The organism is Mycolicibacterium arseniciresistens, assembly GCF_030519285.1.
In the GTDB taxonomy this organism is placed as follows: domain Bacteria; phylum Actinomycetota; class Actinomycetes; order Mycobacteriales; family Mycobacteriaceae; genus Mycobacterium; species Mycobacterium arseniciresistens.
This window is the reverse complement of sequence record NZ_JAUMSQ010000029.1, coordinates 21,303-41,141: the sequence shown is the minus strand read 5'-3', so window position 1 is coordinate 41,141 and position 19,839 is coordinate 21,303. Positions and strand designations below refer to the sequence as shown.

Below are 19,839 nucleotides of genomic sequence, written 5' to 3'. Positions count from 1 at the left end.
AAGATCCGCGGCTACCGCATCGAACTCGGCGAGATCCAGGCGGCCCTTGCCGAACTCGACGGCGTGCAGGAGGCCGTCGTCGTCGCCCGCGAGGACACCCCCGGCGAGAAACGCCTCGTCGGGTACACCACCGGCACGGTCAAGCCGGCCCGGGCCCGCGCGATGCTCGCCGACCGGTTGCCGTCCTACATGGTGCCCGCCGCGGTCGTCGTCCTCGACGTCCTCCCCGTCACGGTGAACGGCAAGCTCGACACCCGCGCCCTGCCCGCCCCCGACTACCAGCAGGCCGACCACTACCGCGCCCCCACCACACCGACCGAGGAGATCCTGGCGGGCATCTACGCCCAGGTGCTCAACCTGCCCCGGGTCGGTGTCGACGACTCCTTCTTCGACCTCGGCGGCGACTCGCTGACCACGATGCGCCTCATCTCGGCCGTCAACGCCGCGCTCGACGCCGACGTCGCGGTGCGCACCGTCTTCGAGGCGCCGACGGTGGCCCAACTCGCGCCGCGGATCGGCACGGGCGCGGACCGGCTCGAGCCGTTGGTCGCCGGTGAGCGGCCGGCGGAGATCCCGCTGTCGTTCGCGCAGAACCGGCTGTGGTTCATCGACCAGCTGCAGGGACCGTCGCCGGCGTACAACATGGCCGCGGCGCTGCGCCTGAGCGGCCGGCTCGACGCCGACGCGCTGGCCGCGGCGCTGGCCGACGTGGTCGACCGCCACGAGAGCCTGCGCACGACGTTCCCGGCGACCGCGGGAACACCGCACCAGGTGATCCTCCCCGTCGAGCGGGCCGACCTCGGCTGGCGGATCGTCGACGCCACCGGATGGCCTGCGGACCGACTGACCGCCGCCGTCGAGGAGACAGCACGCCGGCCGTTCGACCTGGCGAACCGGATCCCGTTGCAGGCGGCCCTGTTCCGCGTGGCCGACGACGAGCACGTCCTGGTCACCGTGGTGCACCACATCGCCGCGGACGGCTGGTCACTGACGCCGCTGGTGCGCGATCTGGCCGTCGCCTACGCAGGTCGCAGCGCCGGGCAGCACCCCGCATGGGCGGGGCTGCCGGTGCAGTACTCGGACTACACCCTGTGGCAGCGCGACCAATTCGGCCGTCTCGACGACGAGGACAGCCGCATCGCCGGGCAGCTGGCCTACTGGCAGGATGCGCTGGCCGGCATGCCCGAGCGGCTGCAGCTGCCCACCGATCGCCCCTACCCCCGGGTCGCCGACCATCGCGGTGCCGCAGTCGACGTGGACTGGCCTGCAGACCTGCAGCAGGCGGTACGCGAGATCGCCCGCGAGCACAACGCCACCACCTTCATGGTCGTCCAGGCCGCACTGGCCGCCCTGATGTCGAAGCTCGGCTCCAATCCCGATGTGGCGGTGGGCTTCCCGATCGCCGGGCGGCGCGACCCGGCTCTCGACGAGCTGGTCGGCTTCTTCGTCAACACCCTGGTGCTGCGCACCGACCTCACCGGCGACCCCACGGTCGCCGATCTGCTGACCCGGGTGCGCACCCGCAGCCTGGAGGCCTTCGAGCACCAGGACGTGCCCTTCGAGGTCCTCGTCGAACGGCTCAACCCCACCCGCAGCCTCAGCCACCACCCGCTGGTGCAGGTGATGCTCGCCTGGCAGAACTTCGCCGGCCAGGACGACCCGGCGGCCGGACTGGCGCTGGACGGGCTGCGCGTCGCGTCGGTGCCGCTCGACGCCCAGGTCTCCCACATGGACCTGGTGTTCTCGCTGGCGGAACGCTGGACCCAGGCCGGTGCCCCCGCCGGGATCGGCGGGACGGTCGAGTTCCGGACCGACGTGTTCGACGCGGGCACCGTCGGGGCCATCGCCGACCGGCTGCAGCTGGTGCTGCGGGCCATCGCGGCCGACCCGAGCAGGAGGCTGTCGGACATCGAACTGCTCGATGCCGGCGAACGTGCCCGGCTCGACGCCTTCTCGAATCGCGCGACCCTCACCCGGGCCACACCGGGGCCGTCGTCGATCACGTCGATCTTCGCCGAGCACGCGGCCCGCGCACCGGAGACGGTCGCCGTCAGCTGTGGTGAGCGGTCGTGGACGTACCGGGAGCTCGACGAGGCGTCGAACCGGCTGGCGCACCTGCTCGGCGCGGGTGGCGCCGGGCCAGGGCGGTATGTGGCGCTGCTGTTGCCGCGCCGTGCCGAAGCGGTGGTGGCCATCCTCGCGGTGCTCAAGACCGGGGCGGCCTACGTGCCGATCGACCCGGCGGTGCCTGCGGCGCGGGTGGACTTCGTGCTCGCCGACGCCGCGCCCGTCGCGATGATCACCACCCACGATCTGCGGTCCCGGCTCGAGGGATGCGACGCCCTGGTCGTCGACGTCGAGGACGCGTCGCTGCGCGATCGGCCCGCCGTGGCGCCGCAGGCCCCCGGCGCCACCCCGAACGACATCGCCTATCTGATCTACACGTCGGGCACCACCGGGGTGCCCAAGGGTGTGGCGATCACCCACCGCAACGTCACGCAGCTGCTGGCGACCCTGGACGCCGGGCTGCCGCGCGCCGGGGTGTGGCCGCTGTGTCACTCTCTGGCCTTCGACGTGTCCGTGTGGGAGATCTTCGGTGCACTGCTGCGCGGTGGCCGGCTGGTCGTGGTGCCCGAGGCGGTGGTGGCCGCACCGGAGGACTTCCACGCGCTCCTGGTCGCCGAGGGTGTGAGTGTGCTGACCCAGACGCCGTCGGCGGTGGCCGCCCTGCCGCAGCAGGGTCTGGATCCGGCGGCGCTGGTGGTGGTCGGTGAGGCCTGCCCGGCCGAGGTGGTGGACCGGTGGTCGCCGGAGCGGGTGATGATCAACGCCTACGGGCCGACGGAGACCACGATGTGCGTGGCGATCAGCGCGCCCCTGAAGCCGGGATCCGGTGTGGTGCCCATCGGTTCGCCCGTCCCCGGTGCCGCACTGTTCGTGCTCGACGAGTGGCTGCGACCGGTGCCGGCCGGAGTGGTCGGCGAACTCTACGTCGCCGGTGCAGGCGTCGGCGCCGGCTATCTCGGCAGATCCGAACTGACGGCATCGCGGTTCCCGGCGTGCCCGTTCGGTTCGCCGGGCACCCGCATGTACCGCACCGGCGACCTGGCGTGCTGGGGTGCCGACGGCCAGCTGCGGTACTTCGGTCGCGCCGACGAGCAGGTCAAGATCCGCGGCTACCGCATCGAACTCGGGGAGATCCGGACCGCGCTCGCCGGGCAGGACGGGGTGGACCTGGCGGCGGTCATCGCACGGGAGGACCGCCCCGGGGACAAACGCCTCGTCGGCTATGTCACCGAATCCCGTTCCGGGGCAATCGACCCCGCCCGCGTGCGGGCTGCGCTGGCTGAGCGGTTGCCCGGCTACATGGTGCCCGCTGCGATCGTCGTCCTCGAGGCGTTGCCGCTCACCGTCAACGGGAAGCTCGACACCCGCGCCCTGCCCGCTCCGGAGTACACCGCCGACCAGTACCGTGCGCCCGCCGACGCGGTCGAGGAGATCCTGGCCGGGATCTACGCGCAGATACTGGGCCTCGAGCGGGTCGGTGTCGACGACTCGTTCTTCGACCTCGGTGGTGACTCGCTCTCGGCGATGCGGCTGGTCGCGGCGGTGAATGCCGGTGTGGGTGCCGACCTTCCGGTCGTCGCGCTGTTCGAGGCGCCGACGGTGGCGCAACTGGCGCCGCGGATCGCCGTCGGCGGGAAGGGACTCGATCCCCTGGTGGCCGGTGACCGACCGGCGGTGATACCGCTGTCGTTCGCGCAGTCCCGGCTGTGGTTCCTCGACCAGTTGCAGGGACCCTCACCGGTCTACAACATGCCGCTGGTGCTGCGCCTGCGTGGACGCCTCGACGCCGGCGCGCTGAGCGCAGCACTGGCCGACGTGGTCGACCGGCACGAGAGCCTGCGCACCCGGATCTCGGCGCCCGACGGAGTCCCCCGACAGGTCGTGCTGCCGCCCGGGCAGGCCGACTTCGGGTGGGACGTCATCGACGCGAGCACCTGGTCTCCGGCCCGGCTGCAGGAGGCGGTCGCCGGCACCGCGAGTCGCAGCTTCGACCTCGAGACCGACATCCCGCTGTTCGCCCGGCTGTTCCGCATCGGCGACGACGAGCACCTGCTGGTGGGCGTGCTGCACCACATCGCCGCCGACGGATGGTCGATCGTCCCGCTGGTCCGCGATCTGGGCGAGGCCTACGAGAGCCGCTGCGCGGGAAATGCACCCGGCTGGTCACGGCTGCCGGTGCAGTACGTCGACTACACCCTGTGGCAGCGCACGCAGTTCGGCGACCTCGACGACGTCGACAGCCGGATCGCCGGTCAGCTGGCCTACTGGCAGGAAGCGCTGGCCGGGATGCCCGAACGCCTGCACCTGCCTACGGACCGGCCGTACCCGTCGGTCGCCGATCAGCGTGGCGCCACCGTGGCACTGGAGTGGCCGGCCGAGTTGCACGCGGCGGTGCGCGACGTCGCACGCGCGCACAATGCGACCAGCTTCATGGTGGTGCAGTCGGCCCTGGCCGTGCTGCTGTCGCGGCTGAGCGCGGGCACCGACGTCGCGGTCGGCTTCCCCATCGCGGGGCGGCGGGACCCCGGACTCGACGAGCTGGTCGGGTTCTTCGTCAACACCCTGGTGCTGCGCGTCGATCTCTCCGGCGACCCCACCGCCGCCGAGGTGCTGCACCAGGTCCGCCGTCGCAGCCTGGCCGCCTACGAGAACCAGGACGTGCCCTTCGAGGTGCTCGTCGAGCGGCTGAACCCCGCCCGGTCCCTCAGTCATCACCCGTTGGTCCAGGTGGCATTGGCCTGGCAGAACGCGCCGGGAAGCACCGACGACGAAGCCGGCGGGCTGACGCTGGGCGACCTGCAGGTGTCCGAGGTGCCGACGTCCGCCCACAGCGCCCGGATGGATCTCACGCTGTCGATGTCGGAACACTTCGCCGACGGTGGTGAAGCGGCGGGGATCGGCGGAACGGTCGAGTTCCGCACCGACGTGTTCGACGCAGGCACCATCGCCTCACTCGTCGACCGGCTGCAGCGGGTGCTGACGGCGATGACCGGCGACCCGGCGGCGCCGTTGTCGGCGATCGACGTGCTGGACGCGGGTGAGCACGCGCGAATCGACGAGTTCGGCAACCAGGCGGCGCTGACGCGCCCCGCGCCGAGGCCGGTCACGATCCCGGCGTTGTTCGCCGAACACGTACTGCGGTCACCCGAGGCGGTCGCGATCAGTGCGGGCGCGCGGGCGCTGACCTACCGGGAACTCGACGATGCCGCGATCTCATTGGCGCACAAGCTGATCGAACACGGGGCGCGGCCGGGGGAGTGTGTGGCGCTGCTGTTCGACCGTTCGGCCGAGGCGGTCGTGGCGATCATGGCGGTGCTGAAGACCGGTGCGGCGTACCTGCCGATCGACGCCGCGGTGCCTGCCGGCCGGTGCGACTTCATGATCGCCGACGCGGCACCGGTCGCGGTGGTCACCACCGCGGGCCTGCGGTCGCGGCTCGACGGGTGCGGTCTGCCGATCGTCGACGTGCACGACCCCGTGGCCGGGCTGGGTTCGGCGGACGCGATGCCCGGGCCCGCACCCGAAGACGTCGCGTACCTGATCTACACCTCCGGCACCACCGGGGTGCCCAAAGGTGTTGCGGTCACTCACCACAACGTGACCCAGCTGCTGGAAACGCTCGATGCCGGCCTCCCGCCCGCCGGGGTGTGGCCGCTGGCCCACTCGCTGGCGTTCGACGTGTCGGTGTGGGAGATCTTCGGCGCCCTGCTCCGTGGCGGGCGGGTGGTCGTCGTCCCCGAGGAGGTGGCGACGTCGCCGGAGGATCTGCATGCCCTGCTGGTCGGCGAAGGTGTCGACGTCCTGACCCAGACGCCGTCCGCCGTGACGGCCCTGCCGCGTGCCGGTCTGGAGTCCGCGGCGCTGGTGGTGGTCGGGGAGGCCTGCCCACCCGACGTGGTGGAGCAGTGGGCGCCCGGGCGGGTGATGCTCAACGCCTACGGTCCCACCGAGACGACGATGTGCGTGGCGATCAGCGCGCCACTGGTGCCGGGATCCGGGGTGCCGATCGGCTCGCCGGTTCCAGGAGCGGCACTGTTCGTGCTCGACGAGTGGCTGCGGCCGGTGCCCACCGGCGTCGCGGGCGAACTGTACGTCGCGGGTGCCGGTGTGGCACAGGGCTATCGCCGTCGCTCCGGCCTGACCGCGTCGCGCTTCGTCGCCTGCCCGTTCGGCGGGACCGGAGACGGTCCCGGACTGAGGATGTACCGCACCGGCGACCTGGTGTGCTGGCGTCCCGACGGTCAGCTGTTGTACCTGGGCCGCGCCGACGAACAGGTGAAGATCCGCGGCTACCGCATCGAACTCGGCGAGGTGCAGGCGGTGCTCGCCGCGGTGGACGGCGTCGAGCAGGCGGCCGTGGTGGCCCGCGAGGACCGTCCGGGCGACAGGCGCCTCGTCGGATACGTCACCGGCGAGGCCGACCCCGCCGCCGTGCGTGCGGCGGTGGCCGAGAGGCTGCCCGCCTACATGGTGCCCGTCGCGGTGGTGGCGCTCGACGCACTTCCGTTGACCGTCAACGGAAAACTCGACACTAAGGCGCTGCCCGCACCGGAGTACCTCGACGCCGGCCATTACCGCGCACCCACCGACAGCGTCGAGGAACTGCTCGCGGGCATCTACGCACAGACACTCGGCCTGGACCGCGTCTGCGTGGACGACTCGTTCTTCGACCTGGGCGGGGACAGCATCCTGTCGATGCAGGTGGTCGCGCGCGCCCGCGCGGCGGGTGTCACCTGCCGGCCGCGCGACATCTTCGTCGAGCAGACGGTGGCCCGGCTCGCGCGGGTCGCCACGATCGCCACGGCGGACATCCGCCCGCCCGACGACGGCGTCGGCACGGCGGCGCCCACCCCGATCATGGCGTGGCTCAACACCGTCGAGGGTCCGGTGGACGAGTTCAACCAGACCGTGGTCGTCCAGGCCCCGGCAGGGGTCATCCGTGCCGACGTCGACGTGGTGCTGCAGGCGCTGCTCGACCGGCACGGCGCGCTGCGGCTGTCCGTCCACGACGACGGCGCAGGCGGATGGTCGCTCGACGTGCCCGAGCCGGGTGCGGTCGACGCCGGCCGGTGTGTGCACGTGGTCGAGCGGCTGTCCGACGAGGCTCTCGTGGAGGCGCGGTCGCGGTTGAACCCGGCGGCCGGTGCGATGCTCAGCGCGCTGTGGGTGCCCGGCACAGGCCGGCTCGCGCTGGTGATCCATCACCTCGCCGTCGACGCCGTGTCGTGGCGAATCCTGCTCGAAGACCTCAACATCGCCTGGGCGCAGCACCGCGCCGGTCAACCCGTGGCCCTGCCCGGGGGCGGGACGTCGTTCGTCCGGTGGTCGAAGCTGCTCGCCGAGCACGCGCACAGCCCGCAGGTCGCGGCGCAGGCGCAGGTGTGGCGGCAGGTGGCGGCCACCCCCGCGGTGCTGCCTGCGCTTCGACCCGCGACCGACACCTACGCGACCGCAGGCCACCTGTCCACGTCGCTGGACGCAGAGACCACCCGGATGCTGCTGGGTGAGGTGCCCGCGGCGTTCCACGCCGGAGCGCAGGACATCCTGTTGATCGCCCTGGCACTGGCGGTGGCGAGGTTCGCGGGCGCCGGCGACGCCCCGGTCACCATCGACGTCGAGGGCCACGGCCGTGCGGAGGAACTCGGCGACGACGTCGACCTGTCCCGCACGGTGGGGTGGTTCACCACCAAGCACCCGGTGGCACTCGCGGTCGGCGACGTGCCGTGGGCGCAGGTCACCGGCGGCCATGCCGCGCTGGGCGCCGCCGTCAAGGACGCGAAGGAACAGCTCCGCGCCCTACCGGACGGCCTCACCTACGGCCTGCTGCGCTACCTCAACCCGGATGTCGACCTGGCCGGTGCGGACCCGACGATCGGGTTCAACTACCTGGGCCGCCTCGGCGCAGGCGCGGCGGGGCTCTCCGAGGACCTGTGGCGGGTCGACCAGGAGATCCCGACGGATGCCGCTGCGGCGGTGCCCATGCCACTGGCGCACACCCTGTCGCTGGGCGCCGCGACCCTCGACGGTGACGCAGGCCCGCGCCTGCAGGCGACCTGGACGTGGGCGCCGTCGGTCCTCGATCACGACCAGGTCGACCGGCTGAGCCGACTGTGGTCGGAGGCACTGGCAGGCATCTGCGCACACGTGCGGTCCGGTGGCGGCGGTCTGACACCGTCCGACATCGCACCCGCGCGCCTGAGCCGGCAGCAGATCGACGAACTGCAGCAGCGGCACGACATCGCCGACATCCTGCCGCTCACCCCGCTGCAGCGGGGACTGCTGTTCCACGCAGGCGCGGCGCAGGACGACGATCTGTACGCGGTGCAGCTGAACATCGGCCTGCGCGGACCGCTCGACAGGCACCGCCTGCACGCCGCGGTTCAGGCGCTGGTCGGGCGTCATCCCCACCTGGTCGCCACGTTCTGCCGCGAGTTCGACGAGCCGGTGCAGATCCTGCCCGCCGAGGCACGCGCCGCCTGGCGCTACGTCGAACTCGACGGCGGCGACGCCGACGGCCGGATGCACCGGCTCCTCGCCGCCGAACGGGCCGCGGTGGTCGACCCCGGCGACGATCCGGCCTTCCGCGCCGCCCTGGTGCGCACCGCGCACGACGAGCACCGATTCGTGCTCACCAACCACCACATCCTGCTCGACGGCTGGTCGCTGCCGATCCTGCTGCAGGAGATCTTCGCCGGCTATTACGGGCAGCCGCTGCCGCCGGCGGTGCCCTACCGCCGATTCATGATCTGGCTGGCCGGGCGCGATGTGGAGGGCGCCCGCGCCGCCTGGCGTGAGGTGCTCGACGGGTTCGACACCCCGACACTGGTCGGTCCCGGGATGAGGACGGCGCGCAGTGCCCGCGAGGTCGAGAGGTTCCGGCTGTCCGCCGCCGACACGCACGCCGTCGGCGAGCTGGCCCGCACCTGCCGCACCACCGCCAGCACGGTGCTGCAGGCGGCGTGGGCGCAGATGCTGATGTGGTTGACCGGTCAGAACGACGTGGCGTTCGGCGTCGCCGTCTCGGGCCGGCCCGCAGACCTCGCCGGCGCCGAGTCGATGGTCGGCCTGCTGATCAACACGGTGCCGGTGCGCGCCACCATCTCGGCGACGACCACGATCGCCGACCTCCTCGGTCGACTGCAGGGCGCCCACACCGACACCCTCGAGCACCAGCATCTGCCGCTGACCGACATCCACCGGATCACCGGCCACGACCAGTTGTTCGACACGCTGTTCGTCTACGAGAACTACCCCGTCGACGCCACGGCGCTGTCCGGCGCACACGACCTGGCGGTCACCGAGGTGGCCAGCCACGAGCACAACCACTATCCACTCTCGGTGGTGGCGCTGCCCGGCGACGAACTGGGCCTGCGGGTCGAGTTCGACACCGCGGTCTTCGATGCGGCGGGCATCGCGGGCATCGTCGACCGGTTCCGCCGGGTGCTGGAGGCGATGACCGCCGATCCGGCCCTGCGGCCGACGAAGATCGACGTGCTGGACGACGCCGAGCACGCGCACCTCGACGCGGTCGGCCACCGTTCGGTGCTGACGGAGCCCTGCACGCCGGTGACGATTCCGGCGGTGTTCTGCTCCCAGGCGGCGAAGACGCCTGACGCGGTGGCGGTCTCGTGTGGTGCGCGGTCGATGACCTACCGTGAGCTCGACGAGGCGTCGAACCGGTTGGCGCACATGCTGATCGAGTTCGGGGCGGGCCCCGGCGGGTATGTCGCGCTGCTACTGCCGCGGTCGGCGGACGCGATCACCGCGATCCTCGCAGTGCTGAAATCCGGGGCGGCCTACGTGCCGATAGACCCCGCCCATCCGGCGGCGCGGGTCGCGTTCATGATCGACGACGCCCGGCCGGTCGCGGCGATCACCACCGCAGACCTGGCCGACACGTTCACCGGCGACCTGCCGGTGATCTGGGTGGACGACCCCCGCATCGCCACCCGCCCCAGCAGTGCGCTGCCGGGTCCGTCGCCCGAGGACATCGCCCACGTGATCTACACCTCGGGCACCACCGGCATGCCCAAAGGCGTTGCGGTGAGCCACCACAACGTGGTGCAGCTGTTCGACGCCCTCGATGTGGGTTTCGAGCTGTCAGCCGACCAGGTGTGGACGCAGTTCCACTCCTACGCCTTCGACTTCTCGGTGTGGGAGATCTGGGGTGCGCTGCTGCACGGTGGCCGACTGGTCGTCGTGCCCGATGCGGTGACGCGCTCACCCGAGGACTTCCATCAGCTGCTGAGCGCGGAACAGGTCACGGTGTTGACCCAGACGCCGTCGGCGGTGCGCGGCCTGGACCCGCAGGACCTCGAACATGTGTCGAGCCTGGTGGTCGGCGCGGAGGCATGCCCGGTGGAGACCGTGACGAGATGGTCGCCGGGCCGGGTGATGGTCAACGTCTACGGCCCCACCGAGACCACCATGTGGGTGTCCAGGAGCACTCCGCTGGCCCCGGGGCACGAGGCGCCACCGATCGGTGCGCCGGTGCACGGGGCGGCGTTGTTCGTTCTCGACCAGTGGCTGCGACCGGCACCGGATGGCGTCGTCGGCGAGCTGTACGTCGCCGGGCGAGGCGTGGGCATGGGCTACGTGAATCGCGCGGGGCTCACGGCTTCGCGATTCCTGCCCTGCCCGTTCGGCGCGGCCGGGGATCGGATGTACCGCACCGGGGACCTGGTCCGCTGGGGCCCCGACGGACAGCTGCGATACATCGGGCGCGCCGACGACCAGGTCAAGATTCGCGGCTATCGCATCGAACTCGGTGAGATCCAGGCTGCCCTGGCCGAACTCGACGGCGTCCAGCAGGCGGTCGTCATCGCCCGCGAGGACAGCCCGGGCGAGAAGCGCCTCGTCGGCTACGCCACCGGGTCGATCGACACGGCCCAGACCCGCGCGAAGTTGGCCGAGCGGCTCCCCGGGTACATGGTGCCCGCCGCGGTCGTCGTCGTCGACGCGCTGCCGGTCACCGTCAACGGCAAGCTCGACACCCGCGCGCTGCCGGCGCCGGAGTACCGGGACGGAGACCGCTACCGCGCCCCCGGCAACCCGACCGAGGAGATCCTGGCGGGCATCTACGCACAGGTCCTCGACCTCGACCGGGTCGGCGTCGACGACTCCTTCTTCGACCTCGGCGGCGACTCGGTCTCGGCCATGCGGCTGATCTCCGCGGTCAACGACACCCTGGGGTCCGAACTCTCGGTGCGCACGGTGTTCGACGCGCCGACGGTGGCGCAACTGGTGTCCCGGCTCGACGGACAGGCCGCAGGGCGCAAGCCGCTGGTCCGCGTCGAGCGGCCCGACGTGCTGCCGTTGTCGTTCGCCCAGAACCGGCTCTGGTTCATCGACCAGCTGCAGGGCCCCTCACCGATGTACAACATGCCCGTGGCGCTGCGACTGCGCGGGCGGGTGGACACCGAGGCGCTGGCAGCGGCGCTGACGGACGTGGTGGGCCGCCACGAGAGCCTGCGCACCCTGATCGCCGCGCCCGACGGAGTGCCTCAGCAGCTCGTGCTGCCGGCCCGCTGGGCCGACTTCGGCTGGGAGGTCGTCGACGCCGCCACCTGGTCCCGGGACCGGCTCGATTCCGTTGTCGCGGAAACCGTCTGCCACAGTTTCGACCTGGCCACCGAGATACCGCTGCGCGCGAAGCTGTTCCACGTCGACAGCGATGAGCACCTGCTGGTCGCCGTGGTGCACCACATCGCGGCCGACGGTTGGTCGATCGCCCCGCTGGTGCGCGATCTGGGTGAGGCGTATGCCGCCCGGTGCGCCGGGCGGCGCCCCGAATGGGACGAACTCCCGGTCCAGTACCCGGATTACACACTGTGGCAGCGCGAGCAGTTCGGTGACCTCGACGACAGCGAGAGCTCGATCGCCGCGCAACTGGCCTACTGGCAGCAGGCCCTGGCCGGCATGCCCGAGCGCCTGCAGTTGCCCACCGACCGGCCCTACCCCCAGGTGGCCGACCACCGCGGCTCCGCCGTCCCGGTGGACTGGCCGGCCGAACTGCAGGACGCGGTCGCCCGGGTGGCCCGGGACAACAAGGCCACCACGTTCATGGTGATGCAGGCGGCGCTGGCGGTGCTCTGCTCGCGGCTGAGCGCCAGTCCCGATGTCGCGGTGGGCTTCCCGATCGCCGGGCGCCGCGATCCCGCCCTCGACGACCTGGTCGGTTTCTTCGTCAACACCCTGGTGCTGCGCGTCGACCTCACCGACGACCTGACGTTCGCCGAGGTGCTGGCACAGGTGCGCCGCCGCAGTCTGGCCGCCTACGAAAACCAGGACGTTCCGTTCGAGGTGCTGGTCGAGCGGCTCAACCCCGCGCGCAGCATGGCCCACCATCCGCTGGTGCAGGTGATGCTGGCCTGGCAGAACTTCGCGGGCGACCCGGGTGCCGGGCTGGCGCTCGGGGACCTGGAGGCGACGCCGCTGCCCGCGGAAACCCGCACCGCACGCATGGATCTGGTGTTCTCACTGGCCGAACGATGGACCGAGGACGGCGCCCGCGCCGGAATCGGCGGGAACGTGGAGTTCCGGACCGACGTGTTCGACGCGCGGAGCATCGAGACCCTCGTGGCCCGGCTGCGGCGGGTGCTCGAGGCCATGACCGCCGACCTCACCCGCAGGGTGTCGTCGGCCGACCTGCTGGACGAGGGCGAACGCCGACGCCTCGACGACTGGGGTCACCGTGCGGTGTTGACCGAGCAGGTGGCCTCGCCGGTACCGGTGCCGCAACTCTTCGCCGAACAGGCGGCCCGGACACCGGATGCCGTCGCGCTGAGCGGCGCCGGCCGCAGCATGACGTACCGCGAACTGGACGACGCCGCGAACCGGTTGGCGTCGGCGCTGGCCGCCGAGGGCGCGGGACCCGGACGATGTGTGGCGCTGCTGTTGCCGCGCTCCGCGGACGCGATCATGGCGATCCTGGCGGTGTTCAGAACGGGCGCGGCGTACCTGCCGATCGACCCGGCGCTGCCCGCGGCGCGACTGCAGTTCATGCTCACCGACGCCGAACCCGTCGCCGCGGTGACGACGGCAGATCTGCGGGACCGGCTGGAGGGCTCGGGAATCGCCGTCGTCGACGTCGCAGCTCCCGCTCCGGCCGCGACCGGCTCCCCGGCGCGTGCCCGTGCGGCCGGCCCCGACGACCTGGCGTACCTGATCTACACCTCGGGCACCACCGGCGTCCCCAAAGGTGTTGCGGTGACGCATCGCAACCTGACCCGGTTACTGGCCACGCTGCACGCCGACCTGCCCACCGGACCGGGGCAGGTGTGGTCGCAGTGGCACTCGCTGGTCTTCGACGTCTCGGTGTGGGAGATCTGGGGTGCGCTGCTGCACGGCGGCAGGCTGGTGGTGGTGCCGGAGGAGATGGTGGCCGCGCCCGACGATCTGCACGAGCTGCTGGTCGGCGAGAAGGTCAGCGTCCTGCACCAGACCCCCTCGGCCGTCGGGATGCTGACACCGGACGGTCTGGAGTCGACCGCGCTGGTGGTGGCGGGCGAGGCCTGCCCGACGGAGGTGGTGGAGCGGTGGGCCCCGGGGCGGGTGATGCTCAACGCCTACGGGCCGACCGAGGCGACGATCTACGCCGCGATGAGCCGGCCCCTGGTCGCGGGGACCGGGGTGGTGCCGATCGGCTCACCGGTGCCCGGCGGCGCGCTGTTCGTTCTCGACAGGTGGCTGCGGCCGGTGCCCGCGGGTGTCGTCGGCGAGCTGTACGTGGCAGGCGCCGGTGTGGCCGCCGGCTACTGGCGGCGCCCCGGTCTGACCGGATCACGTTTCCTGGCATGCCCGTTCGGCGCGTCCGGAATGCGGATGTACCGCACCGGTGATCTCGCGCGGTGGGGAGCCGACGGGCAACTGCAGTACCTGGGCCGCGCCGACGAGCAGGTGAAGATCCGCGGATACCGCATCGAGCTGGGGGAGATCCAGACCGCACTCGCCGGACTGCCCGGCGTCGAGCAAGCGGTGGTGACCGTGAGCGAGGACCGCCCGGGCGACCGGCGCCTCGTCGGCTATGTGATCGAGTCCGCGGCCGGCGCAGTCGATCTCGCGGAGGCACGGAACCTGCTGATGCAGGTGCTGCCCGCCTACATGGTGCCCGCGGCGGTGGTGGCGATCGACACGCTGCCGCTGACGGTCAACGGAAAACTCGATTCCCGCGCCCTGCCCGCACCGCAGTACACCGTCGAGGAATACCGCGCCCCGGCCGACGCGGTGGAGGAGATCCTGTCAGGCATCTACGCACAGGTACTGGGCGTCGAGCGGGTCGGTGTCGACGACTCGTTCTTCGAACTCGGCGGCGACAGCATCCTGTCGATGCAGGTGGTCGCGAGGGCGCGGGCGGCCGGAATACTGTGCCGGCCGCGCGACGTCTTCGTCGAACAGACCGTGGCGAGGCTGGCCCGGGTGGCCACGCAGGCCGACGGCTCGGCCGTCGAGGTCGACGAGGGTGTCGGACCGGTGGTGCCCACGCCGATCATGCGCTGGCTGAACAGCGTGCACGGCCCGGTCGACGAGTTCAACCAGACGATGGTGCTGCAGGCTCCCGCCGGAGTCACAGAGGACGACGTCGTGGTGGTGCTGCAGGCCCTGCTGGACCGGCACGCCACCCTGCGCCTGCGCGCCGCCGACGGCGACTCCGGCGTCTGGACGATCCACGTGCCCGATCCCGGCTCGGTCGACGCGCGAAGCTGCCTGCACACCGTCGACCAACTCACCGACGACGCGATGACCGCGGTGCGGGCCCGACTGAACCCGGCCGCCGGGACGATGCTCAGCGCGCTGTGGGCGACGTCCACCGGCCGGCTCGCGCTGATCGTGCACCACCTGGCCATCGACGGGGTGTCCTGGCGGATCCTGCTGGAAGACCTCAACATCGCGTGGGCGCAGCACCGCGGTGGCCAACCGGTGGAGCTGCCTGCCGGCGGGACGTCGTTCCTGCGCTGGTCCCGGCTGCTGGTCGAGCACGCCCGCACCGCAGAAGTCGCGGGCCACGCCGCCGCCTGGCGGCGGATCGCCGAGACCCCGGCCATGCTGCCCGCCGTACAGCCCGAGCGCGACACCTTCGCCACCGCCGGGCACCTCTCGGCGGCGCTGGACGCCGACACCACCCGCGGTTTGCTCGGTGACGTACCCGCGGCGTTCCACGCCGGAGTCCAGGACATCCTGCTGATCGCCTTCGGTCTCGCGGTCTCCGAACTGCTGGGCACCGGCTCGGCCCCGGTCGCCGTCGACGTCGAAGGACACGGGCGCGCAGAGGAACTCGCCGATGACGTCGACCTGTCGCGCACGGTCGGGTGGTTCACCACCAAGTACCCCGTGGCGCTCACGCCGGGCGGGTTGTCATGGGCGCAGGTGAGCGCCGGCGACGCGGCGCTGGGGGCGACGGTCAAGGCCGCCAAGGAACAACTCCGCGCCCTGCCCGACGTCCTCACCTACGGCCTGTTGCGCTACCTGAATCCGGAGGCCGGTCTGAACACGGCCGACCCCACCGTCGGCTTCAACTACCTGGGCCGGATCGGCGTCTCGGGAGGCGACCTCTCCGACGACCTGTGGCGGATCTCCCAGGAGGGGCTGTCGCTCACCGGTGCGGCCGCGGCGGTGCCGATGCCGTTGCCGCACACGCTGGAACTGAACGCGGTGACCATGGACACCGACGCCGGGCCGCGGCTGCAGGCCTCCTGGACGTGGGCGCCGTCGGCACTGGACCACGACCAGGTCAGCCGGCTGAGCCGGCTCTGGTTCGAGGCGCTGGCCGGGATCTGCGCGCATGTGAGCTCCGGTGGCGGCGGCCTGACACCGTCCGACATCGTCCCGGCCCAACTGGACCAGCAACAGATCGACCTCGTGCAGCAGCAGTACGGGGCCGCCGACATCCTGCCGCTGACACCGCTGCAGCGGGGCCTGCTCTTCCACGCCGCCACCGCGCGCCCCGACGACGACATCTATGCGCTGCAACTCGATTTCACCATCGTCGGCCCGCTCGATCCCGAGCGGTTGAGCGATGCCGTGCACGCCGTCGTCGACAGGCATCCGCACCTGGCCGCGCGCTTCTGTGACGAGTTCGACGAACCGGTGCAGATCATCCCCGCCGACCCCGTGATGGCGTGGCGGTACCTCGATCTGCGGGGCGACGACCGGGACCCGGAGCCCGAGATCGCACAGCTGTGTGCCGACGAGCGGGCCAAGGTGTGCGACCTGGCCTACCGGCCCGCGGTCCGGGCGGCGCTGATCGGCAGGCCGGGCAACCGGCACCGGCTGGTCCTGACCTTCCACCACATCGTGGTCGACGGGTGGTCGCTGCCGATCCTGCTCGGGGAGATATTCGCCGGCTACCACGGACACCGGTTGCCCGCCGCGCCGCCGTACCGCCGGTTCGTGAGCTGGCTCGCCGATCGTGACGTCGAGGCCGCCCGCGCGGCATGGCGCGAGGCGCTCGACGGCTTCGCGACTCCGACGCTGGTCGCGGCACAGACCCATGCCGGCCCGCGCGGGGTGAGTTCGTACCGGGTGTCGGAGCAGATCACCGATGCGCTCGGCGAGCTGGCCCGCTCCTGCCACACCACGGTGAACACCGTGCTGCAGGCAGCCTGGGCGATGCTGTTGTCCTCGCTGACCGGCCGGCACGACGTAGCGTTCGGCACCACGGCATCCGGCCGGTCGGAGGTGGCGGGCGCGGAGTCCATGGTGGGTCTGATGATCAACACCGTGCCGGTGCGGGCGAGGATCACGCCGGCCACCACCGTCGCCGATCTGCTCGACCAACTGCAGAACGCGCACAACGACCTGCTCGACCACCAACACCTGGCGCTCAGCGACATCCACCGCGCGACGGGCCACGACCAGCTGTTCGACACGCTGTTCGTCTACGAGAACTACCCGGTCGACGCCGGCGTGGTGGCGGGTGAGCACGAGCTGGTCATCAGCGAGTTCACCCACCACGAGAACAACCACTACCCGCTGACGGTGGAAGCCCAGCCGGGCAATGAGATCGGGTTCCGGATCGAGTACGACGCCGAGGTGTTCGACGACGCCAGCATCGGCGAGATCCTCGAGAGGCTGCGCCGCGTGCTCGCCGCGATGGCCGGTGACCCGGGGCGGCGGTTGTCGTCGGTCGAGGTGCTGGCCGACACCGAGCGTGCGCGGCTGGACGAGGTCGGCAACCGTGCGACACTCACCCGCCAGGCGGCGGCCGGAGTCTCGGTGCCGGTGGTGTTCGCGGCGCAGGTGACACGGACGCCGGACGCCGTGGCGGTGTCGGCGGGCGGGCGCTCGATGTCCTATCGCGAACTGGATGTGGCATCGGACCGGCTGGCGCGGATGCTGGTGGGCCGGGGGGTCGACGCCGGACAGTGTGTCGGGTTGTTGATGCCCCGGTGCGCGGAGGCGGTCGTCGCGATCGTGGCGGTGCTCAAATCCGGCGCGGCCTACGTCCCGATGGATCCGATGCACCCCGACGCGCGGATCGGCTTCATGCTCGACGACGCCGCGCCTGCTGCGGTGATCACCACCGCGGAGCTGCGCTCACGGGTGGCGGCCCACGATGTCGCGGTGATCGACGTCGACGATCCGGTCGACGACTGGGGCATCGGCTTCTGGCACGGCGCCGCGCCGATGCCCGCACCGGACGACGTCGCCCAGATCATCTACACCTCAGGGACCACCGGCGTCCCCAAGGGCGTGGCGATCACCCACCGCAACATCACCGCGCTGCTGGGCTCACTGGACGCCGGCCTCCCACCGGGACAGGTCTGGACACAGTGCCATTCGTACGCCTTCGACTTCTCGGTCTGGGAGATCTGGGGGGCGCTGCTCGGTGGTGGCCGGCTGGTCGTCGTCGGTGAGGAGGTCACCGCATCGCCGGAGGAGTTCCATGCACTTCTGATCGACGAGCAGGTCAACGTGCTGACCCAGACACCGTCGGCGGTGGGGATGCTCTCGCCGAGCGGCCTGGACTCGACGGCGCTGCTGGTCGGCGGTGAGGCATGTCCGGCGGAGGTGGTGGACCGGTGGGCGCCGGGCCGGGTGATGGTCAACGCCTACGGCCCGACCGAGACCACCATCTACGCGTCGATGAGCACGCCACTCACGGCGGAGTCGGGGCCTGCGCCCATCGGTGCGCCGATCGCCGGAGCGGCCTTGTTCGTGCTCGACGACTGGCTGCGGCCGGTGCCCGCGGGCGTGGTCGGTGAGCTGTACATCGCGGGTACCGGTGTCGCGCAGGGCTATGTGCGCCGGCCCGGCCTGACCGGATCGCGGTTCGTCGCCTGCCCGTTCGGGAGTCCCGGGGTCGCTTCGGGATTGAGGATGTACCGCACCGGCGACCTGGTGCGCTGGGGTGACGACGGGCAACTGCGCTACGTGGGCCGCTCCGACGAGCAGGTCAAGATCCGCGGCTTCCGGATCGAACTGGGCGACGTGCAGTCCGCACTCACCGGGCTCGACGGGGTGGAGCAGGCGGCTGTGGTCGCCCACGACGGCAGCGCCGGCGTCACCCGCCTGATCGGGTACGTCACCGAATCGCGTTCCGGTGCACTGGATCCCGGTGACATCCGGGCTCGGCTGGCGCAACGGCTGCCCTCGTACATGGTGCCTGCGGCGGTGGTGGTGCTCGATGCGATACCGCTCACGGTCAACGGCAAGCTCGACACCAGGGCCCTGCCCGCACCCGAGTACACCGCGGGGCAGTACCGTGCCCCCGCCGACACAATCGAGGAGGTCCTGGTCGGGATCTTCGAGCAGGTGCTCGGAGTGCCGCGCGTCGGTGTCGACGACTCGTTCTTCGACCTCGGCGGGGACTCGCTGTCGGCGATGCGCCTCGTCGCCGCGGTCAACAGCAGCCTGGACGCCGACATCTCGATACCGGCCGTGTTCGAGGCGCCCACCGTCGCGGGTCTGCGTCAGCAGCTACGGACCGGCCCCGACTCCTCGCAGGAGGTCGTCCCGATCCAGACCCTGAAGAAGGGCAGCGGCGCCGCGCTGTTCTGCGTCCATGCCGCGAGTGGGCTGAGTTGGCCCTATCAGGTGCTCGGGCGGCATCTCGACTGCCCGATCGTCGGGATCCAGCAGACAGACGACGACGCCGCCGGGTCGATTCCCGACATGGCGAGAACCTATGCCGACAGGATCCAGCAGATGCAGCCCGCGGGGCCGTACCACCTGCTCGGCTGGTCCTACGGCGGCGTGGTGGCACACGAACTGGCCGTCGAGCTCGAACGGCGCGGCTGCGAGGTGGCGCGCCTGATCGTCCTGGACGCCCAGCCCGAGCTCGACGGCCGGCTCGCGTCGCCGAATCAGATCCTCGGCATGAAGCACGTGCGGGACGAACTCGCGCGCTTCTATCAGATCAGCAACGCGGGGCTGGACGAGTCGGTCAGCAACGAGCAGATCGAGGTGATGCTGCGGCTGCAGGGCGAGGCGGTGTTCTCCCGCTACAAGGAGCTCGTCGACCGGATCATCCGGAACGGCACCGCCAACATCGAGTCCTACCGCGCGCACGAACCGGGTGTCTTCGGCGGCGACATGGTGCTGTTCGGTGCGCAGGGAACCGGTGAGGACAGGAGCGCCGAGATCCTGCGGGCCTGGAGCCCTCATGTCGCCGGCAACATCACCGTGCACTCGGTCGACTGCACGCACGAGGAGATGCTGACCGCGGAGACGCTGGCCACCTACGGGGACCGACTCAAGCGGGCCCTGCCCCTCGGCCCGGCCGAGGCCGGATCCGTCGACTCCCGCGGGCGTCGCCTGCGACGGGTCAGGTGA

At 71.5% G+C, this 19,839-nt stretch carries 1 protein-coding gene (cut by a window edge); it reads left to right on the top strand.

The window, feature by feature from the left end; genetic code table 11:
• The coding region annotated (locus Q2100_RS07055) for a non-ribosomal peptide synthetase (RefSeq protein ID WP_302913419.1) crosses the window boundary (this coding region is incomplete at its 5' end): on the top strand, window positions 1–19,839 show 19,839 of its 29,210 nt. 9,371 nt of the annotated region lie to the left of the window's left edge.